The sequence below is a fragment of the Burkholderia sp. ABCPW 11 genome (assembly GCF_001523445.1).
Lineage (GTDB): Bacteria > Pseudomonadota > Gammaproteobacteria > Burkholderiales > Burkholderiaceae > Burkholderia.
Window position 1 is genome coordinate 80038 of the sequence record NZ_LOVM01000008.1, and the last position, 23456, is coordinate 103493.

General features: G+C 67.2%; 25 protein-coding genes. 16 read left to right on the plus strand and 9 right to left on the minus strand.

Annotated features, from left to right (window positions below; all coding sequences use genetic code 11):
* Nucleotides 1–11: 11 nt before the first annotated feature.
* Entirely contained in the window at nt 12–920 is a 909-nt protein-coding gene (locus tag WS61_RS04405; protein WP_059499412.1) for a LysR family transcriptional regulator, read from the minus strand.
* 121 nt (nt 921–1041) lie between these two features.
* On the opposite strand from WS61_RS04405, the gene WS61_RS04410 reads away from it, so the two are divergent.
* The 3 genes from WS61_RS04410 to WS61_RS04420 are packed head-to-tail and all read left to right on the plus strand — an operon-like array spanning nt 1042 to nt 3469.
* A complete protein-coding gene (locus tag WS61_RS04410; RefSeq protein ID WP_059499413.1) occupies nt 1042–1755 on the plus strand; it encodes a type 1 glutamine amidotransferase domain-containing protein in 714 nt (237 codons plus the stop codon).
* Nucleotides 1756–1764: 9 nt separating this feature from the next.
* On the plus strand, nt 1765–2691 hold the full coding sequence (locus tag WS61_RS04415; protein WP_257126951.1) for a type 1 glutamine amidotransferase domain-containing protein: 927 nt from the start codon (nt 1765–1767) through the stop codon (nt 2689–2691).
* Nucleotides 2675–3469, plus strand: a complete 795-nt coding sequence (locus WS61_RS04420) for an SDR family NAD(P)-dependent oxidoreductase (protein ID WP_059499414.1) — start codon at nt 2675–2677, stop codon at nt 3467–3469. Before WS61_RS04415 ends, WS61_RS04420 begins: the two co-directional genes overlap by 17 nt.
* A gap of 295 nt (nt 3470–3764) precedes the next feature.
* On the opposite strand, the gene WS61_RS04425 is transcribed toward WS61_RS04420, so the two are convergent.
* Both WS61_RS04425 and WS61_RS04430 read right to left on the minus strand, forming a co-directional pair.
* Entirely contained in the window at nt 3765–4640 is an 876-nt protein-coding gene (locus tag WS61_RS04425; RefSeq protein ID WP_059499415.1) for an SDR family NAD(P)-dependent oxidoreductase, read from the minus strand.
* 152 nt (nt 4641–4792) lie between these two features.
* On the minus strand, nt 4793–5371 hold the full coding sequence (locus WS61_RS04430; RefSeq protein ID WP_059499416.1) for a TetR/AcrR family transcriptional regulator: 579 nt from the start codon (nt 5369–5371) through the stop codon (nt 4793–4795).
* A gap of 201 nt (nt 5372–5572) precedes the next feature.
* Here WS61_RS04430 and zwf point away from each other — a divergent pair, with 201 nt between their 5' ends.
* On the plus strand, nt 5573–7048 hold the full coding sequence (gene zwf, locus WS61_RS04435) for a glucose-6-phosphate dehydrogenase (RefSeq protein WP_059499417.1): 1476 nt from the start codon (nt 5573–5575) through the stop codon (nt 7046–7048).
* Between the two features lie 72 nt (nt 7049–7120).
* On the opposite strand, the gene WS61_RS04440 is transcribed toward zwf, so the two are convergent.
* Nucleotides 7121–8062: a LysR family transcriptional regulator gene (locus WS61_RS04440; RefSeq protein WP_059499418.1), complete on the minus strand. Its 942-nt coding sequence runs from the start codon at nt 8060–8062 to the stop codon at nt 7121–7123.
* A gap of 101 nt (nt 8063–8163) precedes the next feature.
* Between WS61_RS04440 and WS61_RS04445 the strand changes: the two genes are divergently transcribed.
* The 5 genes from WS61_RS04445 (at nt 8164) to WS61_RS04465 (ending at nt 12824) form a co-directional block, all read left to right on the plus strand.
* Nucleotides 8164–9366, plus strand: coding sequence for an MFS transporter (locus tag WS61_RS04445; protein WP_059499419.1), 1203 nt, complete (start codon nt 8164–8166; stop codon nt 9364–9366).
* Between the two features lie 28 nt (nt 9367–9394).
* The gene (locus WS61_RS04450) at nt 9395–9718 is read left to right on the plus strand and encodes a hypothetical protein (RefSeq protein ID WP_059499420.1); all 324 of its coding nucleotides are present in this window, start codon (nt 9395–9397) and stop codon (nt 9716–9718) included.
* 14 nt (nt 9719–9732) lie between these two features.
* On the plus strand, nt 9733–10683 hold the full coding sequence (locus WS61_RS04455; RefSeq protein ID WP_059499421.1) for an LLM class oxidoreductase: 951 nt from the start codon (nt 9733–9735) through the stop codon (nt 10681–10683).
* 150 nt (nt 10684–10833) lie between these two features.
* Nucleotides 10834–11640: a 2,5-didehydrogluconate reductase DkgB gene (gene dkgB, locus WS61_RS04460; protein ID WP_059499422.1), complete on the plus strand. Its 807-nt coding sequence runs from the start codon at nt 10834–10836 to the stop codon at nt 11638–11640.
* A 68-nt stretch (nt 11641–11708) separates the two neighbouring features.
* Nucleotides 11709–12824, plus strand: a complete 1116-nt coding sequence (locus tag WS61_RS04465; RefSeq protein ID WP_059499423.1) for an alkene reductase — start codon at nt 11709–11711, stop codon at nt 12822–12824.
* A gap of 23 nt (nt 12825–12847) precedes the next feature.
* Here the strand turns inward: WS61_RS04465 and WS61_RS34695 are convergent, their stop codons facing one another.
* Nucleotides 12848–13045, minus strand: a complete 198-nt coding sequence (locus WS61_RS34695; protein ID WP_157692676.1) for a hypothetical protein — start codon at nt 13043–13045, stop codon at nt 12848–12850.
* On the opposite strand from WS61_RS34695, the gene WS61_RS04470 reads away from it, so the two are divergent.
* Nucleotides 13044–13562 carry a DUF3455 domain-containing protein gene (locus WS61_RS04470; protein WP_059499424.1) on the plus strand — a complete coding sequence of 173 codons (519 nt, stop codon included), beginning with the start codon at nt 13044–13046 and terminating at the stop codon, nt 13560–13562. The two genes, WS61_RS34695 and WS61_RS04470, sit on opposite strands and share 2 nt — an antisense overlap.
* A gap of 103 nt (nt 13563–13665) precedes the next feature.
* On the opposite strand, the gene WS61_RS04475 is transcribed toward WS61_RS04470, so the two are convergent.
* A complete protein-coding gene (locus WS61_RS04475) occupies nt 13666–14340 on the minus strand; it encodes an O-methyltransferase (protein WP_059499425.1) in 675 nt (224 codons plus the stop codon).
* A gap of 36 nt (nt 14341–14376) precedes the next feature.
* Between WS61_RS04475 and WS61_RS04480 the strand changes: the two genes are divergently transcribed.
* Nucleotides 14377–15054 (plus strand): TetR family transcriptional regulator, encoded by a 678-nt coding sequence (locus tag WS61_RS04480; RefSeq protein WP_059499426.1) that lies wholly within the window; start codon nt 14377–14379, stop codon nt 15052–15054.
* 508 nt (nt 15055–15562) lie between these two features.
* A complete protein-coding gene (locus WS61_RS04485; protein WP_059499427.1) occupies nt 15563–16951 on the plus strand; it encodes an NCS2 family permease in 1389 nt (462 codons plus the stop codon).
* A gap of 204 nt (nt 16952–17155) precedes the next feature.
* On the opposite strand, the gene WS61_RS04490 is transcribed toward WS61_RS04485, so the two are convergent.
* Nucleotides 17156–17527 (minus strand): hypothetical protein, encoded by a 372-nt coding sequence (locus WS61_RS04490; RefSeq protein WP_059499428.1) that lies wholly within the window; start codon nt 17525–17527, stop codon nt 17156–17158.
* Nucleotides 17524–17832, minus strand: a complete 309-nt coding sequence (locus WS61_RS04495) for a DUF3817 domain-containing protein (protein WP_059499429.1) — start codon at nt 17830–17832, stop codon at nt 17524–17526. The genes WS61_RS04490 and WS61_RS04495 overlap by 4 nt, the downstream gene beginning before the upstream one ends.
* A 106-nt stretch (nt 17833–17938) precedes the next feature.
* Here WS61_RS04495 and WS61_RS04500 point away from each other — a divergent pair, with 106 nt between their 5' ends.
* From WS61_RS04500 to WS61_RS04515, 4 genes are all read left to right on the plus strand, one after another.
* Nucleotides 17939–18886 (plus strand): GlxA family transcriptional regulator, encoded by a 948-nt coding sequence (locus tag WS61_RS04500; RefSeq protein WP_059499430.1) that lies wholly within the window; start codon nt 17939–17941, stop codon nt 18884–18886.
* Nucleotides 18887–18954: 68 nt separating this feature from the next.
* A complete protein-coding gene (locus WS61_RS04505) occupies nt 18955–19875 on the plus strand; it encodes a LysR substrate-binding domain-containing protein (protein ID WP_059499431.1) in 921 nt (306 codons plus the stop codon).
* Nucleotides 19876–20101: 226 nt separating this feature from the next.
* Nucleotides 20102–20884, plus strand: a complete 783-nt coding sequence (locus WS61_RS04510) for an ABC transporter substrate-binding protein (RefSeq protein ID WP_059499432.1) — start codon at nt 20102–20104, stop codon at nt 20882–20884.
* A 224-nt stretch (nt 20885–21108) separates the two neighbouring features.
* Nucleotides 21109–22224: a succinylglutamate desuccinylase/aspartoacylase family protein gene (locus tag WS61_RS04515; RefSeq protein ID WP_059499622.1), complete on the plus strand. Its 1116-nt coding sequence runs from the start codon at nt 21109–21111 to the stop codon at nt 22222–22224.
* Nucleotides 22225–22376: 152 nt separating this feature from the next.
* Here WS61_RS04515 and WS61_RS04520 read toward each other — a convergent pair whose 3' ends face one another.
* Nucleotides 22377–23183: a MetQ/NlpA family ABC transporter substrate-binding protein gene (locus tag WS61_RS04520; RefSeq protein WP_059499433.1), complete on the minus strand. Its 807-nt coding sequence runs from the start codon at nt 23181–23183 to the stop codon at nt 22377–22379.
* Nucleotides 23184–23456 lie beyond the last annotated feature (273 nt).

Here is a 23456-nt window from a genome sequence, read left to right on the forward strand (position 1 = left end):
TCGCAATCGCTTCAAGCCTCGGCCGCCGAGGTGACCAACATGTCGATCAAATTGCGGGACGCGGCCGACAGGCGGCGATGCGGCGCGTAGACGACCGAAAACGGCCGTGTGCGCCCGCGCAGATGGGGTAACACTTCGACGAGATTTCCGGCCCGGATCCGATCCTCAACGATGAAGTCGTAGGTCTGGCAGATACCGCCGCCACTCTGCGCCATCGACACGACACCGAGCACATCGTCGGACACCGCGACGTTCGAAGCCGGCAGCCAATCGATGTCCCGATCGCCGTCACGGAATACCCAGGGCGCGATACGGCCGCTGCTGGGCAGCATGAACGGCAAACAAAGATGGTGCTCCAGGTCGGCCACGTTTGCGGGCGTGCCGGCGTGGGCGACGTACTCGGGCGACGCGACAAGGCACAGCGCCGCATCCTCGAGCTTGTGCGCGACCAGACCGCTGTCCGGTAATTCGCCCAGACGAATCGCCAGGTCGAAACCTTCGGCCACGAGATCCACGTTCCGGTTCGCGATGTTCAACTCCACGCGAACGTGCGGGTGTTCCCGCGTGAACCGTCGAAGCAGCGGCGGCAGACGATAGTGCCCGTACGTCGTCGGTACGCTCAGCCGGACATGGCCGGTCAAGGTACCGCCGTGCCCCTGAATGGCCCGCTCGGCGTCATCGATCAGCAAAAACGCCGCGCGCGATTGTTCCAGATAGAGCCTGCCGTGCTCCGTCAGGCTCAACCGCCGCGTGGAACGACGCAGCAACTGCGTGCCCAGCCGGGCTTCCAGACGGGTGATGGCCCGGCTCAACACGGACGGCGTGCTGCCCAATGCCACCGCGCCGGCCGTCATCGAGCCTTTTTCGACCACCGTCACGAACGCTTCCACGTCACCGAGATGGTCGAATTTGCGCGCCATCTTGTCCTCCGAAGAACAAAAGATTTACTTTCGCGCGAGTTTATCTCCGCTGGCGAGCCAAATAAAGTGCGTGCGTCGTGACTGCATCGCCGAGTCACCCATTGAAATCCAGGAGCACAGCATGAATGGCCAACATCGCGACCGGCAGGATCTGTCGGTTCTATTCGTACTCACGAGCCACGCGAAGAAAGGCTCGACCGGCGAGCCGACCGGTTTCTATCTCGGCGAAGTGACGCATCCGCTGGCCGAACTGGACGCCGCCGGCATTCCCGTCGAATTCGCGTCCATTCAGGGCGGCGAACCGCCGGTCGACGGGCTCGATCTCGACGACGAAATCAACGCCCGGTATTGGCGCGATGCGGCTTTCCGCGACGCGCTGCGCCACACGCAGCGGCTCGGCGACGTCGACGCGTCGAAATATGCGGCGGTCTTCTTTGCCGGCGGTCATGGCGCAATGTGGGATTTTCCCGGCAATGCCGACGTGGAAAAGGTGACGCGCACGGTCCACGAAGCGGGTGGCGTGGTCGGCGCCGTCTGTCACGGCCCGGCCGCATTGGTCGACGTGAAGCTCGACGACGGGACATATCTCGTCGCCGGCAAGAATCTGAGCGCATTCACGGACGAAGAAGAACGGGCGGTCCAGCTCGATCGCGTCGTCCCCTTCCTGCTCGCGAGCACCTTGAAGCAGCGTGGCGCACTTCACGATCCCGCGCCGAACTGGACCGCGAAGGTCGTCGTCGACGGACGGCTCGTGACTGGCCAGAACCCGCAGTCGGCTTCCGGCGTAGGCGCCGCGATGCGTCATCTGTTGCTCACCCGTTCACGACAAGCCTGAAACTTCCCGATGGAGAAAACGATGTATTCGATGCGCAAGCTCGCCGTGGCGGCACTGCTCGGCATGGCCGCATACGGCGCTCACGCGGCCAACGTGCTCGTGGTGTTGTCGGATTCCGATCACCTCGACCTGAAGGATGACAAGGTTTTCGCGACGGGCTTCTACCTGAACGAGCTGATGCAGCCCGTGAAGGCGCTGCTCGATGCCGGCCATCAGGTGACCTTCGCCACGCCGCAGGGCAAGGCGCCGACGCTGGACGTCACGTCGGCCGACAAGATGTACTTCGGCGGCGACGACCACGCGATGCGCGACTACCGGGCCTTGCTCGACCGGCTACATATCACGTCGCGCGAGCATTCGCCGGTGATCAGCCTGGCTCGGGTGGAGCAGATCGGTTACGGGCACTTCGACGCCGTCTATGTTCCCGGCGGCCATGCGCCGATGCAGGACCTGTCGACCAGCCCCGCCGTGGGCAGATTGCTGGCCGACTTTCACGCGCGCGGCAAGACCACGGCGCTCGTTTGCCATGGCCCGATCGCGCTGCTGTCGACCCTGCCCGATGCGCCCGGCTTTGCACGAAAGCTCGCGGCGGGAAACGCAGGCGACGGCGACACGAAATGGATCTACGCCGGTTACCGGATGACGGTGATCAGCAACGCGGAAGAAGAGCAAGCCAAAGGGCTGCTCGGCGGCGGCGCGATGAAGTTCTATCCGCAGACTGCATTGCAACGCGCGGGCGGCATTTATAGCAGTAACGAGGTGCCGTTTACCGCGCACGTGGTGACCGACCGCGAATTGATCACCGGACAGAATCCGGCGTCGGCGCTGGACGTCGCCGGCGAAATGCTGAAGCGGCTCAAGCAAGCCGTGCAATCGACCGGCAATGCCGGTTCCTCGATGAGTCAAGGAGAAGCAAACCGTGGATCTGCAACTTGAAGGAAAAACCGCGATCGTCACCGGCGCCACTGCCGGCATCGGCATGGCGATCGCGCGAACGTTGGCCGCGGAAGGCGTCGCGGTCACGATCACCGGGCGGCAACGTGACAAGCTCGACCCGGCCGTGGCCGAGCTTTCCGCTAGCGCGCAGCGTGGCAACGTCCGCGGCATCGTCGCCGACGTGAGCAACGACCGAGGTGTCGCGGAACTGATCGATGTCCAGCCGGACACGGATATTCTCGTGAACAATCTCGGCTACTACGAAGCGAAGCCGTTCGCGGAGATCACCGATGACGACTGGCTGAAAATGATCGACGTCAACGTGATGTCGGGTGTCAGGCTGTCACGTCATTACTTTCCTCGCATGCTTGCGAAGAACTGGGGGCGTGTGATCTTCATGTCCAGCGAAGTCGGCGCATTCACACCGTCGGACATGGTGCACTACGGTGTCAGCAAATCGGCTCAACTCGCGGTCTCGCGCGGAATGGCCGAACTGACGAAGGGAACCGGCGTGACCGTCAACAGCGTACTGCCATCCGCCACGCGATCCGAAGGCATCGTCGCCTATCTTCGGCAAACCGCGCCACGGCCCGATATGACCGATGCGGAAATCGAATCGCACTTCTTCGACACGTATCGTCCAAGCTCGCTGATTGCCCGCATGATCGAGGCCGACGAGATTGCCGCGATGGTGGCGTTGCTGGCCAGTCCTTTGGGCGCGGCATCCAATGGCGCCGCGGTGCGCGTCGAGGGCGGCACCTACCGCTCGATTCTCTGAGATAGTCGCGAAGCGCATCTACGCCCGCCGATACCATCGAAGGACAGTCCGGACATTCGTGTAAAAGACAAGGTCTCCCGGATAGGCGCGCAACGCGGCGGCCTCGTCAAGCTCACCCTCTCGTGCGCGACTTGCTTCGGCGAGTGACAGGAAGCGGGCGCTGCGTCGATGGCCGCGGCGACTGCCTGGCGATCCTGACGTGCACGCGTCCGTCTTCGATCGGCCGCCGCGCGCCCCGGCGCAACGGCGGCGCGGCACACCCGCCGCCGCCGCCGACGCCGCGGCCGCCTCGCCCCTACTCGACCTGCTTCAACGCTTGCAGCCCGTCCGGCAGCGTCGCATCCGGAAACTGCGTGGACAGCGTCGCATCGCGCCACCGCGCCGCCTCTTCCGCGCGCTGCCGCTCCGCCTGCTCGCAGACGAACAGCGCATCGCCGCCGAGGAGCAGGCGCATCGGCACGTCGTCGCGACGGGACAGCTCGACGATCAGCGCCGCGATCCGGGCGAGATCGCCGACCTCGTGGCCGCCATACGCGCCGAGCAGGTCGAGAATCTTTCCGACCGACGGCCGATAGTCCGGCAGCAGATCGTCGATCCCGCGCTTCGCCCGCGCGGCCCATTCGGTACGCATCCCGCCCGGTTCGAGCGTGCACACGCGCACGCCGAACGGCGCGACTTCCTTCGCGAGCACGTCGCTGAACCCGCCGACCGCCCACTTCGCAGCCTGGTACGCGGACAATCCCGGCGTCGACGTCCGCCCGCCGACCGACGACACCTGGAAGATGTGCCCCGCGCGCTGCGCACGCATCGTCGGCAACACCGCGCGCGTCAGGTTGATCACGCCGAACAGGTTCGTTTCGATCTGGTCGCGAAAGACGTCGGCGCCCGTCTGCTCGAACGGCGCCGTGTGGCCGTAGCCCGCGTTGTTCACCAGCACGTCGATGCGCCCGAACGCGGCGCGTGCCGCGGCGACGGCTTGCGCGGCTGCCGCTTCGTCGGTGACGTCGAGTTCGACCGGCAGCAGCCGGTCGCCATGACGCTCGGCCAGATCGGCCAGTCGCGCCGGATCGCGCGCGCCGGCCACCAGCCGGTCGCCGGCTGCCAGCACCGCTTCCGAAATCGCTCGCCCCAGGCCGCGTGCAGCCCCCGTTACCAACCAGACTTTCGACATTTTCCGCTCCTTGATCGTGATGAAACGACGAAAATGAATGATTACTCACTCATTAATATGGGCGACGTAGCAGCCCTTGCGGACTGCATCGCCCTCCCTGAAACGCTCTGCCGGTCGTCGCAGCACGCGACGCCACGACGGCGATCCTCGACTCACACCGCGCGCAACACGGCCCACAACGCGCGAAACCCCGCTTCCCGGTAGGCATCGGCCCGCGTCGGATCGCGTGCGATGGACTCCATCGCGGTTTCCGCGATCGACGTAAACAACGCCGAGCAGAACGCATGCGCTTCGTCCCGGTTCAGCGCGCCCGACGCGGCGACCTGCTCGCGCAGCAGCGTGCCGATCGCGCCGAAGCCTTCCGCGCCGGCCGCGCGATGCGCGTGGTCGATGCGCCCGCTCACGCCCAGTTGCTGCAGCGCGCGCCGGCCGTCCGGATTCGCGATGCCCCACGACACATAGCCGTTCCACGCATGCCGCACGGCCTGCTCGGCCGGCGCGCGCTCCGGAAACCCGGCCATCATCGCTTCGCGCAAGTCGGCCTTCAGGCTCAGATACAGTGCGTTCAGCAACGCATCCTTGGTCTCGAAGTACGTGAACACCGTGCCTTCCGCCACGCCGGCGAGCCGCGCGATGCGTGCGGTCGTCGCGGTTGCGCCGTCCTCGGCGAGCGCGCGCGCGGCCGCGGCGAGGATGGCTTCGTGCTTGTCGGGACTGCGCGGTCGGGCCACGTTCGATTCCTTTAATGAGTGAGCGCTCAATCATAATCAACCCGACGTCGAGAATGCAAGCCCGGTTACATCCGGGGGAACGCATACGCAATCCATCAAAACGGTGCACTATTAGCGTTTTGCCGTACCGGCGCCGGCCATCCGGCGCCCGATGCCCTCGACGTTCGTTTCACGTTCACCGTTTCAAACCGCGAACCTCCCATGACGAATCAGCCTTCCCAGACCGCGGCCGACCGGCCCGTCGACATGATCATCTTCGGCGGCGGCGGCGACCTCGCCGCCCGCAAGCTGTTGCCCGCGCTGTACATGGCGCACCTGCACTGCAATCTTCCGCCCGAGACGCGCATCATCGCCGTCGGCCGCCGCGACTGGGGCATCGACGGCTACCGCAAGTTCATGGACGAGCAGTCGCGCCCGTTCATCGACGAGAAGGCGTTCGACGCCGACGCGTGGAGCCGCTTCCTCGACCTGTTCAAGTACGTGCTGATCGACGTGAACGCGCCGGACGACTACCGGCGGCTCGCCGAAGCGGCACGTAGCGACGCGATCCGCGTGTTCTACCTGTCGACGTCGCCGGAGCTGTTCACGACGATCTGCGACAACCTGTCGGCCGCGCACCTCGTCGACGCGCATTCGCGCGTCGTCCTCGAAAAGCCGCTGGGCCACGATCTCGCGTCCGCGAAGGCGATCAACGACGCGGTCGGCAAGCACTTCGAGGAATCGCAGATCTACCGGATCGACCATTACCTCGGCAAGGAAACCGTGCAGAACCTGATGGTGCTGCGCTTCGGCAACCCGATCTTCGGGCCGCTGTGGCAGGCGCCGAGCATCCGCAGCGTGCAGATCACGGTCGCGGAAACGGTCGGCGTCGGCAGTCGCGCGGGCTTCTACGACCACACCGGCGCGCTGCGCGACATGGTGCAGAACCACCTGCTGCAACTGCTGTGCATCGTCGCGATGGAGCCGCCCGTGTCGCTCGACCCGGACGCGGTGCGCGACGAGAAGCTGAAGGTGCTGCGCTCGCTGCGGCCGATGTCGCTGTCGGACGTCGCGCGCGACACGGTGCGCGGCCAGTACACGGCCGGCGCGGTCGACGGCCAGCCGGTCAAGGGCTATCTCGAGGAAGACAACGTGCCGGCGGACAGCCGCGCGGAAACCTTCGTCGCGCTGCGCGCGTACATCAACAACTGGCGCTGGGCGAACGTGCCGTTCTTCCTGCGCACCGGCAAGCGGCTGCAGCGCCGCCAGTCGGAAATCGTGATCGAGTTCGCGGACATGCCGTTCTCGATCATCCCGACCGGCCCGCGGCACTACAGCAACCGCCTCGTGATCCAGCTTCAGCCGGAAGAGTCGATCCAGTTGCAGATGCTCGCGAAGGAGCCGGGTAGCGGGATGAACATGGTGCCGGTGAGCCTGAACCTCGACCTGCAGCAGGCGATCCCGGAGCGGCGCGCGGAAGCGTACGAACGGCTGCTGATCGACGTGATCCGCGGCCGCCTCACGCACTTCATGCGCCGCGACGAACTCGAAGCGGCGTGGTCGTGGGTCGAGCCGATCCTCGACGGCTGGAAGCAGCTCGGCGACCGGCCGCGCCTGTACACGGCCGGCACGTTCGGGCCCGCGGCCTCGTCGGCGCTGCTCGCGCGCGACGGGATGTCGTGGGCCGAAGAGGCGTAAGCGCAGCCCGACGGCGTGCCGCCGCGCGGCACGCCCGTTGCCGGCCGGGGCCGCGCCGCCTGCGCCGCGTCGCTACGGCGACAGCAGCCACGTGGCCTTGCGCCGAGCCGGCGCATCGCGCCCGCTGCCGGCGCCGAGCATCTCGATCATGTAATCGACGAACGACGCGATCCGCGACGAGATCGCGGTGTTCCGGTAATACACCGCGTTGATCGGCTGCTCGACCTCGAGCGTCTGCCGCGCGAGCACCTGCACGAGCCGCCCGGCCTCGCGATCCTGCGCGGTCACGAAATCCGACAGGCACACGACGCCCGTGCCCTCCAGCGCGAGCTGCCGCAGCGTCTCGCCGCTCGACGACCAGACGTCGGGCTCGATGCGGTAAGGCTCGCCGTCCGTGCCGAGAATCGGCCATACGTTCAGCGATTCGGGCTGCGTGAAGCCGAGCAGCGTGTGCTTCGCGAGATCCTCGACCTTGCGTGGCTGGCCGTGCGCTTCGATGTAGGCGGGGCTCGCGAGCATGCGCACCCGGCTGTTGCCGATGCGCCGGCTGTGCAGCGTCGAATCCTTCAACCGGCCGATCCGGATCGCGACGTCGGTGCGCCGCTCCAGCAGGTCGGTGATGCCCTCGTTGCTGTTCAATTCCAACTCGACCTTCGGAAAGCGTTCGCGGTAGCCGCGCACGAGCGGCACGATCACGTGCAGCATGAACGGCGTCGCGGCGTCGACGCGCAGGCGTCCGGATGGCATCTCGCGCCGCGCGAGCATCTGCTCTTCCGCACTCTCGACCGATTCGATGATCGCGCGCGCGTCCTGCAGGAATGCGCGCCCTTCCTCGGTCAGTTCGAGCCGCCGCGTGGTCCGGCGCAGCAGTGTGGTCTTCAGCTTCTCCTCGAGCCGCGCGAGCGTGCGGCTCGTCGCCGACACGGTGAGGTCGAGGTGCTGGGCGGCGGCCGTGATCGAACCGGTGTCGACCACGGCGATAAAGGCCTGGAGTTCGTCGAGGGTGGTCTTCATTGTTGATTTGAAATCAAAACAATTTGGTTTATAGACCAGTTTTTCAGCAAAAGTAAAGCCGGCACACTGCGATCCATTCCTACTGAAACCCGGATCCTGTCATGCCACTCGCGTTGCTTGCGTTGACCATCAGCGCCTTTGCCATCGGCACCACCGAATTCGTGATCGTCGGGCTGATCCCGACGATCGGTGCGGACCTCGGCGTCAGCCTGCCGTCCGCCGGCCTGCTCGTCAGCCTGTATGCGCTGAGCGTCGCGATCGGCGCGCCACTGCTCACCGCGCTCACCGGCCGCGTGCCGCGCAAGGCGCTGCTCGCCGGGCTGATGGCGCTCTTCACCGTCGGCAACCTCGTCGCGTGGCAGGCGCCCGGCTACGAATCGCTGATCGTCGCGCGCGTCCTCACCGGCCTCGCGCATGGCGTGTTCTTCTCGGTCGGCTCGATCATCGCGACCACGCTCGTGCCGAAGGACAAGGCCGCCAGCGCGATCGCGACGATGTTCAGCGGCATGACCGTCGCGTTCGTCGCCGGCATTCCGCTCGGCACCTTCATCGGCCAGCACTTCGGCTGGCGTGCGACGTTCCTGATCGTCGCGCTGTTCGGCCTCGTCGCGTTCGTCGGCGCGGTCGCATTCGTGCCGCGCGGGCTGCCGCAGACGCCGCCGGCGCCCCTCGCCCGCCAGTTGCGCGTGCTGGCCCAGCCGCGCCTGCTGCTCGTCTATGCGATGACGGCCGTCGGTTATGGCGGCTCGCTGATCGCGTTCACCTATATGGCGCCGCTGCTCGAACGGATCGCCCGCTTCACGCCGTCGCAGGTCAGCCTCGTGCTCGTCGGCTACGGCGTATCGGTCGCGGTCGGCAACGTGTGGGGCGGCAAGCTCGCGGACGCCGTCGGCCCCGTGAAGGCGCTCAAGCGGATCTTCCTGCTGCTCGCGATCGTGCTGCTCGCGTTGACCTTCACGATCCACGCGAAATGGCTCGCGGTCCTGACGATGCTCGCGTGGGGCGCCGTGGCGTTCGGCAACGTGCCGGGGCTGCAGGTGTACGTCGTCAAGCAGGCACGCCACTTCGCGCCGGACGCCACCGACGTCGCATCGGGCTTCAACATCGCCGCCTTCAACCTCGGCGTGGCCGGCGGCTCGTCGCTCGGCGGCCTGATCGTCGCGAACGTCGGCCTCGGCCACACGCCGTGGATCGCCGCCGTCGTCACGCTCGGCGCATTCGCACTCACCGCGCTGAGCGGCCGTCTCGACCGCCGCCACGGGCTGCCCGAGCGCACGGCCGGCCCCATCGAACTCGCCCATTGAACGCCACTTTTTTACAGGAGCCACCAGCATGAACGCATCGACCTCACGCCCGCCGTTCGCCGGCAAGACTTTCGAAGTCCGTTACGACGGCCTCACCGCGCTCAACGCATACGACGAAGACGGCCGTCACATGCGCTACGAGATCACCGAAGGCCCGTACGCAGGCGCGAAGGGCGAAGTCGAATACACGTGGCAGCGCGTCGCCGGCGAGACCTACGCGATCTCGTGGCAGGAAGCCGATCGCGCCACCGTCGTGCATATCGACGATTTCGCCGCCGGCACGTCGCGCTCGTTCTTCACCGCGTCGTCGCTCGATTTCTACCGGCTCGACGGCAGCCTGCGCGCGGTCTGAACGGAGGCGCCATCATGTCCACGTCGCTCGACAAGCTCGCAGACGGCGGCTTCAGCATCGGCATCGAACTGCCGATCGACAACGACTGGTCGCCGGCCGGCGACGCGAAGCGCCAGCATGACGGCCGCCGCCCCGGCGTGCCCGATATGGAGATCCACGCGGAGCTCGCGCAACTGGCCGACACGCTCGGCTTCCGCGCGCTCTGGGTGCGCGACGTGCCGGTGTACGACCCGTCGTTCGGCGACGCCGCGCAGGTGTTCGAGACGTTCTCGTATCTCGGTTACCTCGCCGGGATCACGCGCGACATCCTGCTCGGCACCGCGGCCGTCGTGCTGCCGCTGCGCGAACCGCTGCTGACGCTGAAATCGGCGGCGACGATCCAGGAATTGAGCGGCGGGCGCCTGCTGCTCGGCGTCGCGAGCGGCGACCGGCCGGTCGAATATCCGCTGTTCGGCCGCGACTTCGCCACGCGCGGCGCGACCTTCCGCGACCAGGTCGCGCTGCTGCGCGACGGCGCGCGCGGGCATCTGCCGCCCGGCCTGGACGTGCTTCCCGCGGCCCGTTCGCCGGTGCCGCTGCTCGTCGCGGGCCTCGCGCAGCAGACGCCCGCGTGGATCGGCGAGCACATGGACGGCTGCCTCGCGTATCCGGGCACGCCCGCCGATCATCTGCAGCGCGCCGCGAGCTGGCGTGCGGTGGCCGGCGACAAGCCGTACGTGAGCTTCATCCATCTCGACCTCGCGGAAGATCCGCACGCGCCGCTGCAGCGGCATCGCTTCGGCGCCCGCGCGGGACGCGTCGCGCTGACGGAGGAACTCGCGGCGATGCGCGACGCGGGCGTGCAGCACATCGGCCTGCATTTCCGCCGCAACCGGCGGCCGCTCGACGAAACGATGGCCGAGATCGCGGCGGACGTGCTGCCCGCATTCCATCCGCAAACGAATCCGCAGACGCGTGCCGCATAAGGCCGACGAGCATCTTCCCATAGGCGAAGCGCCAACCAATATTTGATTTCAAATCAAATATTTTCGATATCTAAAGGCGTTTATTTCATCAGTTTCAAGCGCCAGAATGATTCCGATACCGCAATCGTTCCCCCTCTTTCAGGAGCACAGATGAGCAAGATTCCCGCCTTCGGCCTCGGTACGTTCCGCCTGCAAGGCCACGTGGTCATCGACTCGGTGCGCAACGGCCTCGAAGTCGGCTACCGCGCGATCGACACCGCGCAGATCTACGGCAACGAAGCCGAAGTCGGCGAAGCGATCGCCGCGTCGGGCGTGCGCCGCGAAGACCTGTTTCTCACGACGAAGATCTGGGTCGACAACTACGCGCCGGACAAGCTGGCGGCCAGCCTCGAGGAAAGCCTGCGCAAGCTGCGCACCGACTACGTCGACCTGACGCTGATCCATTGGCCGGCGCCGGGCAACGGCGTGTCGATCGACGCGTTCATGACCGCGCTGGCCGACGCGAAGGCGAAGGGCCTCACGCGCCGGATCGGCATCTCGAACTTCAACATCGAACTGACGAAGGAAGCGATCGCGGCCGTCGGCAAGGACGCGATCGCGACGAACCAGATCGAGCTGAGCCCGTACCTGCAGAACCGCAAGCTGGTCGAGTTCCTGAACGCCGAAGGCATCCACGTGACGTCGTACATGACGCTCGCGTACGGCAACGTGCTCGGCGATCCGGTGCTCGGCGCAATCGCGCAGCGCCACGACGCGACGCCGGCGCAAGTCGCACTCGCATGGGCGCTGCAGCTCGGCTACTCGGTGATTCCTTCGTCGACCAGGCGCGAGAACCTCGCGAGCAACCTGCTCGCGCAGACGCTGCGCCTGACCGACGAAGACATGGCGCAGATCGCCGCGCTCGAACGCAACGGTCGCGAAGTCGACCCGGCCGGCCTCGCGCCGAAGTGGGACTGAGCGCGCCGCGCCCTCATCCGACATGACCCGTCGCGGCCCGCCGGCCGCGGCACCGACAGGACACCACCATGACCCAGGACCCGCTTTTCCAACCGCTGCGACTCGGCGCGCTGACGCTGCCGAACCGCATCGTGATGCCGCCGATGACGCGCTCGCGCGCGAGCCAGCCCGGCGACGAAGCCAACGAACTGATGGCCGCGTATTACGCGCAGCGCGCGAGTGCGGGGCTGATCGTCAGCGAAGGCACCTACATCGCGCCGCTCGGCAAAGGTTACGCATGGACGCCGGGCATTCATACGCCATCGCAAGTCGCCGGCTGGCGCAAGGTGACGGACGCCGTGCATGCCGCGCACGGCCGCATCTTCGCGCAGCTGTGGCACGTCGGCCGGCTGAGCCACACGAGCCTGCTCGGCGGCGCGCAGCCCGTGTCGTCGTCGCCGCTCCAGGCGAAGGGCGTGAACGTGTTCATCGCCGGCGAAGACGGCAGCACGCCGGGTTTCGTGCAGGCGTCCGAGCCGCGCGCGCTGTCGATCGACGAGATCCGCGAGATCGTCGATCAATACCGCGCCGCCGCCCGCCACGCGATCGAAGCCGGCTTCGACGGCGTCGAGCTGCACGGCGCGAACGGCTACCTCGTGAACCAGTTCATCGACTCGAACGCGAACACGCGCACCGACGCGTACGGCGGCTCGCTGGAAAACCGGCTGCGCTTCCTGCGCGAAGTCGCGCAGGCGCTGATCGAAGGCGCCGGCGACGCGTCGCGCGTCGGCATCCGCCTGGCGCCGCTGACCACGCTGAACGGCTGCGTCGACGACGATCCGGAAACGACCTACGTCGCCGCCGCGAAGCTGCTCGGCGAACTCGGCGTCGGCTACCTGCACATCGCGGAAGCCGACTGGGACGACGCACCGCTGATGCCGGTCGCCTTCAAGCAGCAATTGCGCGCCGCGTTCCCGGGCGTGCTGATCTATGCCGGCGCGTACACCGCCGAGCGCGCACGCGAAGCGATCGCCGCCGGCTGGGCCGACCTCATCGCATTCGGCCGCCCGTTCGTCGCGAACCCCGACCTGCCCGAGCGGCTGCGCACCGGTGCCGCGCTCGCGCCGCACGACCGCAACACGCTGTTCGGCGGCGGCGCCCACGGCCTGACCGACTACCCGACGCTCGCGCAAGCCGCGGCCTGAACGATTCTCCCGTTCGTGCCCGGTCAGCCGCTGTCCGTCGACTCCACGCAGGTCAACATCAACCCGGTCGCGATCCGCTGATCGCGCATCCGTCCTTCGGCAATCGCGGCGACTATCGCCGCGATTGCCATTTCCGCATTGCAGCCGGTGCGATCGACGTCTAACGTTGACGGGATCGACGCCGTACGACCGTCACCCGACCTGAAAGGACGCTCCGTCATGCCAAGCCTCTCCCCGACACGCGACATGCTGCTGGCCCTTGCGGCCGTTTTTTCCCTGGCGGCCTTTACCTCGCCCGCACAAGCCGACGAGGCCGCCGGCCTCACGGCGCCAGCGCCGGCCACGCCGGTGCTGACGACCACCGCGACCGGCGTGCAGATCTATTCGTGCGAATACGATGCCGACCACCGGCTCGCGTGGACCTTCAAGCGCCCGGAGGCGATGCTGTTCGACGGCGGCGGCACGCTCGTCGTCCGGCACGGTGCGGGGCCGTCGTGGGAAACACTCGACGGTAGCCGCATTACCGGCAAGAAGCTCGCGGAAGCGCCGAGCGCAAGCCCGGCCAGTATCCCGCAACTGCTGCTCGCGGCGACGCCAGCAGCAACCGGCACGCTCGCCGGCGTGCGCTTCGTGCAGCGGCTCGACACGGCGGGCGGCACGCCGCCGGCCGCGACGTGCACGACCGAGCATGCGGTCGGCCGCTTCCCGTACTTCGCGCGCTACGTGTTCCTGAAGTGACGCGCGCGGCACCGCTGGCGCCGGGCGTCGTCACGGCAGCCCGTCAGTTACTCAGTTATCCTGTCTTTCAGGCACACATGCGCGAAACCGCCGACACGCTCGTTCAGGCCGCTCGCCCCGTCCGCATCGACACTTCGACGTCGCCACCGAACGGCACCGACAGATAGCCGTTTTCCGCCGCACGCACGTAAGCAAGATAGTCGGGGCTGTATTCCGCGTTGTCGGCCACGACGAACGCCCCCGCCCTGAGCCGCGGCTCGACCAGCGCGAGAATCTCCGGGTACAGCGCCTTCGCCCCGTCGAGCAGCAGCAGGTCGACCGGATCCGGAAGACCGGCGGCCAGCGTGCGCAGCGCATCGCCTTCGCGAATCTCCACGAGATCGGCCAATCCGCCCGCCGCCAGATTCGCGTGCGCACGCACGACCTTCGACGGCTCGAACTCGCTCGTGATCAGCCGCCCGCCGCCGTTGTCGCGCAGCGCGGCCGCGAGATGCAGCGTCGAAATGCCGAACGACGTGCCGAATTCGACAATTACCTTCGCACCGACGCCGCGCGCGAGCATGTACAGCAGCGTGCCCGTCTCGCGCGACACGGCGAGCGGATAGTCCTTCAGGCGCGCATACAGATCGGCGTAGTCCGTCTTGCTGCGCATCAGCCGCGCTTGCTCGTCGCGCGACACGTTGGCGAAGTCCGGGCTCGTCGCGGGCGACGACGCGTCGGCTTCGTCGAACAGGCGCGCCAGCAGCGAAGCCAGCGGGTCGAGCATCAGGGTGGTCATGCGAATCTCCTGTATCGGGTTGAGTGCGACTAGAATATGACGAACTATTCAGGTTTTACTATTCGCATTGGCAGACCGCTCATGGCCGACCGCCGAAACACCCCGATTGCCACGCGCAAGCAGCCTCGGCAGGCGCGTTCGACCCGTCTCGTCGAGGACGTCCTCGAGGCGGCTATTCAGGTTTTGGCGAGCGAAGGCGCGCAGCGCTTCACGATGGCGCGCGTCGCCGAGCGGGCCGGCGTGAGCGTGGGCTCGCTGTATCAGTACTTCCCGAACAAGGCGTCCGTGCTGTTCCGGCTCCAGCACGACGAGTGGCGGCAGACGCACGACATGCTGTGCGGGATGCTGCAGGACACGCGGAAGACGCCGCCCGAGCGGCTGCGCACCGCCGTCCACGCGTTCATCCGTTCGGAATGCGACGAGGCGCCGATGCGCGTCGCCCTCGACGATGCCGCGCCGCTCTATCGAGACGCCCCCGAGGCGCAGGCAGTGAAGGCGGAGAGCCACCGGGTGTTCAACGCGTTCATGCGCGAAGCGCTGCCCGACGTATCCGACGCCACGCATGCGCTCGCGTGCGAGCTGATCATGACGACGCTCACGGCCGGCGGCAAGGCGTTCTCCGAAACGGCGCGCACGCCGGCGGAAATCGACGCCTATTCCGCCGCGATGGCCGACATGTTCTGCGCATATCTCGCACATCTCGCGCACGATTGAGCCCGCGCCGGCACGGAGGCCGCGCACGCGCGCCGGCCGTATCGCCCGCATGCAGGTTGCGCGGCCGCGAATTCCGCCGCCCGCCCCTGTTCGCACCGGCGTTCCCGGCCATATTGAAAGTCGTTCGTAATATCCAATGCGTCGCCCGCTTCCACCCCGCCCGCCGACCCTGCATTCAAATAGTCGCCTTAACGGATTCGAACTAGGCGTATACACGCGTGTCGGCGCGACGGAGCCCCGTTGCACGCCGATATAAGCGCTGCGACATGCGCTGCATGCTCGTCCCCCGATGGGACGTGATCGGCGGCTCGCCTAACCTTCGCTACGGCAAAGCACACGTGACGGGGTCGACCACACCACGCGTCGTCCGACGCGACACCCTCGCGATCGTTTCGATTCGCGCGTCATTCGTCTCCACGACGTTGCCGAACAATCCCAACCAGATACGAGACACCCTGACGACGGTTCGCTACGGACCGTTTCAGCATGCTGATAAAGGAGCAAGCTCATGAGCGATACCCCGGTGCAGCCGACGGTCGGCGTCGGCGCGGAAGAAACTGACTTTGGCGCCCAGGGAGTCATCGACCGGTACTTCGGCGTTTCGTCGCGCGGCAGCACGCAGCGTCGCGAGATCATTGCGGGCGTGACCACCTTCCTCGCGATGGTCTATTCCGTGTTCGTCGTGCCCGGCATGTTCGGCAAGGCCGGTTTCGACACGAGCGCCGTGTTCGTCGCGGTCTGTCTCACCACCGCGTTCGGCTCGCTGCTGATGGGCCTGTGGGCGAAGCTGCCGATCGCGATCGGCTGCGCGATCTCGCTGACCGCGTTCACCGCGTTCGGCCTCGTGCTCGGCAAGGGGCTGCCTCCGACGGTCGCGCTCGGCGCCGTGTTCCTGATGGGCCTCGTGTTTACCGGCATCTCGGTCACCGGCGTGCGGTCGTGGATCCTGCGCAACCTGCCCGCGGGCGTCGCGCACGGCACCGGGATCGGCATCGGCCTGTTCCTGCTGCTGATCGCATCGAACGACGTCGGCCTCGTGATCAAGAACCCGGGCGCCGGCCTGCCGGTCTCGCTCGGCCAGATCACCGCGTTCCCGGTCATCATGTCGATCGTCGGCCTCGCCGCGATCTTCGGCCTCGAAAAGCGTCGCGTGCCGGGCGGCATCCTGCTCGTCGTGATCGCGATCTCGGTATTCGGCCTGATCTTCGATCCGGGCGTGAAATACCGCGGCATCTTCGCGCTGCCGTCGCTCAGCGCGCCGGGTCACGCATCGCTGATCGGCGCGATGGACATCAAGGGCGCGCTGTCGATGGCCGTACTGCCGAGCGTGCTCGCGCTGGTGATGACCGCCGTGTTCGACGCGACCGGCACCATCCTCGCGGTCGCCGGGCAGGCCGGCCAGCTCGACGAAAACGGCCGCATCATCAATGGCGGCCGCGCACTGACCGCCGATTCGATCAGCTCGATCTTCTCCGGTTTCCTCGGCGGCGCGCCGGCGGCGGCCTACATCGAGTCGAGCGTCGGCGTGGCCGCCGGCGCGAAGACGGGGCTCGCGGCAGCCGTGGTCGGCCTGCTGTTCCTCGTCGTGATGTTCTTCTCGCCGCTCGCGGGACTCGTGCCGTCGTACGCCACCGCACCGGCGCTGATGTACGTCGGCCTGTTGATGCTCGGCAGCGTGAGCAAGCTGCACATGGACGACATGGTCGACGCGATGTCGGGCCTCGTGTGCGCGGTGTTCATCGTGCTGACCGCGAACATCGTGACGGGCATCATGCTCGGCTTCTCGACGCTCGTGATCGGCCGCATCGCCAGCGGCGAATTCCGCAAGCTCAACGTCGGCACCGTGCTCATCGCGGCCGTGCTCGTCACGTTCTATCTCGGCGGCTGGGCAATCTGAGCGCGACACCTGCGCGACGTCGCCTGCACAAGGGTGACGCGCATCGGGACGAGATCGTCTCCTCCACCATCGTCGTCGATGGTCTCCAGGCCTGGGAACGCGAGTTTCCAGGCCTTTTTTGCCCGTACGGCGCCGCGTGACGCGCTTCGCGACAACGGCGCGATACCCGTTCGCGCCCGGCGCCACGTTCGCGGCGTCGCGCCGTCAGAACGGCTTGATCACGGCCAGCCCGACGACGAGCCCGATCGCGACGATCGCCGCGCCCGCCGCTTGCCCGAGCCACGGCGCCGGCATGACGACGAGATCGTCGCGCTCCATGCGCCGCAGCGTGCCGGCCAGGATCCCGTGCAGCACCGACAGCGCGGCGACGAGTGCAAGCTTCGCCGACAGCCACGCGGCGCCGAACCAGTGACCGCTCAGCGCGAGCGCGGGCGCCGTCACCGTGCGATCCCAGCGCCGCACCGCGCGATGCACGGCGAGGTTCGCAATCCGGACCCCGACGGACGACAACAGCAACCCGCGGACGAACGTGACGACGGCGACCAGATGCACGGCCTTCAGCACCAGGTAGATCATCGTGCGTGCCGCCTGCGCGCGATCCAGCCCGCGCTCGCCAGCCCCGCGAACGGCACGACGGCCGACAGCACGAGCCGCGCGACCTCGCTCTTGCTCCACAGCCCGCTCGACGCGGTGCCGACCACCGCCCATCCATACATGACGAATGCGATGCCGTGAACCGGGCCCATGATCGATACCGCGACCGGATAGCCGGCCAGATGCTTGAGCGGCACGGCCACGCACACCAGCACGACGAGTGTGGTCGCCTCCAGCAGCGACAGGTATTGCAGGTTCCGCAACGCGTTGCGATCGTCTTGTTTCATCGGCGGGCTCCAGGTAGGTTCGCCGCGATTGTCGCGTGTGGTGCGGGTTCGAGCCATTGGCTAGAATGACATCTTTCAACGGATTCCGGCCACGGCCGCACACGCCATGCACACGGTCGCCGTTCTTGCGTTGCCCGATGTCGTCCCGTTCGATCTGGGCGTCGCCTGCGACACGTTCGCGCGCGTGCGGGCGCCCGACGTCGCGCCCGCGTACCGCGTGCGCGTGTGCAGCGAGCAGCCGCGCGTCGGCGGCGAGCTGTTCGAGCTGCGTCCGCCGTTTCGTCTCGATGCGCTGGCCGACGCCGATACGATCATGGTGCCCGGCACGTCGGCGCCGCTCGCGCCCACGTCGCGCCGCGTGCTCGACGCGCTGCGCGCGGCGGCCGCGCGCGGATGCCGGATCGCATCGATCTGCAGCGGCGCGTTCGTGCTCGCGGAAGCGGGGCTGCTCGACGGCCTGCGCGCGACGACGCACTGGCTCGCAGCCGCCGAACTCGCGCGCCGCTATCCGACCGTCGACGTCGACCCGAACGTGCTGTTCGTCGACAACGGCCAGATCCTGACGTCGGCCGGTGCAGCGGCCGGCCTCGATCTGTGCCTGCACATGATCCAGGCCGACTACGGCGCGGCGGTCGCCGTCGACGCCGCCCGCAGCGCGGTGGCGCCGCGCGTGCGCGAAGGCGGGCAGGCGCAGTTCATCGCACCCGAATGGCCGGCCGGCGGCGACGGCCTGCACGACCTGATGGACTGGCTGCAGGCCAACCTGCGCAAGCCGCTGACGCTCGACGCGATCGCGCGCAAGGCGTCGACGAGCGTGCGCACGCTGACGCGGCGCTTCCGGGAGCAGACGGGCACGTCGCCGGGGCAATGGCTGCAGATCGCGCGCGTGCGGCATGCGCAGCAGTTGCTGGAGGTGACCGAGCTGTCGATCGAACATGTGGCGACGGAAGCCGGGTTCGGTTCGGTCACCGCGTTTCGCGAACGCTTCGCGCGCATCGTCGGCACCTCGCCGCAGCGTTATCGGCAGGCGTTCCGCGCGCGCGCCGATGCGTAACGCGCATCGGGATCGCCCCGCCGAAGCATAAATCCGCCGCCCCCTTTCGCGCCCACCGGACTCGATCCATGACCCGCATCCGCAACCCCTTGAACATCGCGCAGCTCCAGGCGTTCGTCTCCGCCGCGCACCACAAGAGCCTGCGCGCCGCCGCCCGCGAGCTCGGCGTCACGCAGCCGGCGATCACGCACACGATCCGCGAGCTCGAAACCGCGCTCAACGCGGAGCTGCTCGCCCGCAGCGTGCGCGGCGTCGAGCTGACCGCCTGCGGCGAGGCGCTGCTGCCGCGCGCCGAGCAATTGCTCGGCGACATCCGCCGCACGGTCGAGGCGGTCGAGCAGGTGAAAGGCGAGATGTCGGGCCGCGTCGCGGTCGGCACGATGCCGTCGATCGCGCTGACCGCGTTGCCGCACGCGGTGACGGCATTCCGCGAGTCGATGCCGAACGTCAGCCTGCATCTGGAGGAAGTGACGGTGCCCGACGCGCTCGCGCAGTTGCGCAACGGCACGCTCGACATCGCTGCGATGCACCATGTGCCCGCGCTCGACCGCGATTTCACGCAATTGCCGCTGCTGTCGACCGAATTCACGATCGTGATGCGCGACGGTCATCCGCTCGCGCATGCGCGCCGGTTAGAGGAACTGCTCGACGCCGAATGGATCGTCACCGTCGGCGCCGAGCAGTTTCCGCACAGCGTGATGGTCGGGATGTTCGAGGCGCACGGGCTGCCGCTGCCGAAACGTTTGCTGCGCTCGCCGATGTCGTTCGCGGTGACGCTGGGGCTCGTCGCGCGCTCGGACGTGATCGGCTGCTTCACGCGCCCGCTCGCCGCGATGGTCGCGCCGCTCGGCATCCGCACGGCCGAACTCGACGAAAGCATGCCGCGCTTCGACCTGTCGATCATCGCGCGGCGCGACCTGCTGCCCACGCCGGCCGTCTCGCACTTCGTCACGTGCCTGCAGCGCGCGGTCAACGAAACGCTCGGCTGAATCGTTCCTGTGTGTGAAACGGCGGCGCGTCCGACGCGCCGCCGCCGGGCCCGGTATCGGGGCTTGTCCTAGGCGCCCTGCCGGTATTTTGTCTTGATAATCTTGCGCACGTCGCGCGCCCCCATCGGGCGGGCGAAACGGACTGTCCGACGCGAAGCCGCGGCGGGCCGAAGGCTTACGGCGCGGCACAACCGCGCACCCATCGAACAAAACGAGGAGTCACCGAGTGAAAAAGATTCTTGCGGCTGTGACCGTGGCCCTGCTCGCCGTATCGGCCGGCAGCGCGTACGCGAAAGACTGGACGACCGTGCGGTTCGGCGTCGACGCAAGCTACCCGCCTTTCGAATCGAAAGGCGCCGACGGCAAGGTGGTCGGCTTCGACGTCGATCTGGGCAACGAAATCTGCCGCCGCTTGAACGCGAAGTGCGTGTGGATCGAAAACGACTTCGACGGGATGATCCCGGCGCTGAAGGCCCGCAAGTTCGACGGCGTGCTGTCGTCGATGTCGATGACGCCGGCGCGTCAGGAACAGATCGCGTTCTCGGCGAAGCTGTTCAACACGCCGACGCGCCTCGTCACGAAGAAGGGCGCCGGCCTGATGCCGACGGCCGAATCGCTGAAGGGCAAGTCGGTCGGCGTCGAGCAGGGCACGATCCAGGAAACCTACGCGAAGACGTACTGGGCGTCGAAGGGCGTGAACGTCGTGCCTTACCAGAACCAGGACCAGGTCTACGCCGACCTGATCTCCGGCCGTCTGGACGGCGCGCTGCAGGACGCGGTGCAAGCCGAGATCGGCTTCCTAAAGACGCCGCGCGGCGCGAACTTCGACTTCGCCGGCAAGGATCTCGACGATCCGAAGACGCTCGGCAACGGCGCCGGTATCGGCCTGCGCAAGGAAGACACCGACCTGAAGGCGAAGATCGACGGCGCGATCGCCAGCATGCGCAAGGACGGCACGTACGACAAGATCGCGAAGAAGTACTTCGATTTCGACGTCTACGGCAAGTAATCCGGCCGACGCACGCGCGAATCGGCGCGATGAGAACGGGCTCCGCGAGGAGCCCGTTTTTTTTGCGCGCGGCGCCGGCGACGTTATTTTTTCCGCATCAACCCGATGATTCGCAACGGAAAACCGCGCGTTCTGGCGCCGGTTTGATGGCGGCGAGAAAGGCAACGTACAATCGATCTTCCACGCACATGGATCATTCGCGGCTGCGCCGCACTCCCCTCATCATGCAAACGCAGACCCATCCGCTGATTTCCCCCGCCGTCGGTACCGAACGCCAGATCACCAGCTTCCATTACGGCCCGCGCGGCGGCAAGAAGGTCTACATCCAGTCGTCGCTGCACGCGGACGAGCTGCCCGGCATGCTGGTCGCCACGCTGCTGCGCCGCAAGATCGCCGCGCTCGAAGCAGCCGGCAAGCTGCGCGGCGAAATCGTCGTCGTGCCCGTGCCCAATCCGATCGGCCTGTCGCAACACGTGTTCGGCGATCACCTCGGCCGCTTCGAGCTCGGCTCGATGCAGAACTTCAACCGCAATTTCTACGATCTCGCGGCGCTCGTGCTGCCGCGTGTCGAAGACCGCCTCACGAACGATGCGCAGCGCAATCTCGCCGTCGTGCGCACCGCGATGCGCGAAGCGCTCGACGAGCAGAAGCCGCGCACCGAACTCGACTCGCAGCGCCTCGCGCTGCAGAAGTTGTCGTTCGACGCCGATATCGTGCTCGACCTGCACTGCGACAGCGATGCGGTGATGCATCTCTACACGAACCCCGATCTGTGGCCGGACGTCGAGCCGCTGGCGCGCTATCTCGATGCGAAAGCGTCGCTGCTCGCGCTGAATTCGGTCGGCAACCCGTTCGACGAAATCCACAGCTTCTGCTGGTCCGACCTGCGCAGCCGCTTCGGCGACCGCTTCCCGATCCCGAACGGCGCGATTTCCGTCACGGTGGAGCTGCGCAGCGAACGCGACGTGTCGTACGAGTTCGCGGAAAAGGACGCGCAGGCGATCGTCGAATACCTGACCGAGCGCGGCATCGTCGAAGGCACGCCGGCGCCGCTGCCGCCGCTCGCGCACCCGGCCACGCCGCTCGCGGGCACCGATCCGCTCGTCGCGCCCGTGTCGGGCGTGATCGTGTTCCGTACGCCGGTCGGCGCGATGATCGAGGCAGGCCAGGCCGTGGCCGACATCGTCGATCCGCTGACCGATCGCGTCGTCACGCTGAAGAGCAGCGTGTCGGGCGTGCTGTACGCGCGTCAGGTCGTGCGCTTCGCGACGGCCGGCATGGAAGTCGCGCGCATCGCCGGCGCCACCGCGATCCGCACCGGCTCGCTGCTGTCCGCCTGAGCCTGGGTGCGCGGCCCGCGCGCCGGGCCGTCCCGCACTGCGCATGCACTCGCATGCACCAACGCAATCGCCCGCTAGCGCGGGCGATTGGCTTTCCGGAGCGCGCGTCGGCGGCCGACGATCGCCCGCCGCCTCCCGCGCGCGAACGCCGTTCAGAACGCCGGCACGATCGCGCCGCCGAACTTCCGGTCGATGAACTTGCGCACGTCGTCCGATTCATAGGCCGCGACGAGCTTCTTCACCCACGGCTTGTCCTTGTCCTGCGCGCGCACCGCGATCAGGTTCGCGTACGGCCCGCGCAGATCCTCGATCGCGATCGCATCCTTCACCGGCGTGAGCCCGGCCTTGACCGCGTAGTCGGTGTTGATCGACGCGGCATCGACGTCGGGCAGCGCGCGCGGCAGTTGCGCGGCGTCGAGCTCGACGATCCTGATCTTCTTCGGGTTCTCGGCGACGTCGAGCGGCGTCGCGTTCACGCCGTTCGTGCCGACGCCGGCCTTCAGCTTGATTACCCCGTACTTCTGCAGCAGCAAGAGCGCGCGGTTGCCGTTCGACGGATCGTTCTGGATCCCGACCTTCGCGCCGACCGGCAAATCCTTCAGCGACTTGAGCTTCTTCGAATAGAAGCCCATCGGCGCGGTATAGGTGAGCCCGACGTTGACGATCTTGTAGCCGCGCTGCTTGATCTGGCTGTCGAGGAACGGCTGGTGCTGGAAGCCGTTCGCATCGAGATCGCCGGCATCGAGCGCCGCGTTCGGCTGCACGTAGTCGTTGAATTCAATGACCTTGATCGCGAGACCTTCGCGCGCGGCGACCTTCGTCACTTCGGTCCAGATCTGCGCGTCGGGGCCGCTCATCGTGCCGATCTTCAGCGTTTGCGGGTCGGCGTGCGCGCCGGGCGCGGCGAATGCCAGCGCGGCGGCGAGTGCGCCGAGGCCGGTCAGGATCGAACGTCGCATGGTGTCCTCTTGTCCCGTGTCGTTGTTGAAGCGCGCATCGTGGCACGGGGCCGGAACGGCACCAACCAAGCTTATTTCATGTGCATATTCCTGGCCCTCATCGAATCTCAGGCGGAATCGGTATAACTCCCTGCTGTACAACCGGGCAAAATCCAGTGTCGCATCGGCACCACACATTCTTCATATGACAGTCGCTGTCATATTCATTACGTGGCCCGCCGATAAAGTTGCGCCGGTCCGTGAAAGCGCCCATAGAGTGCGCCGGAACCGCAA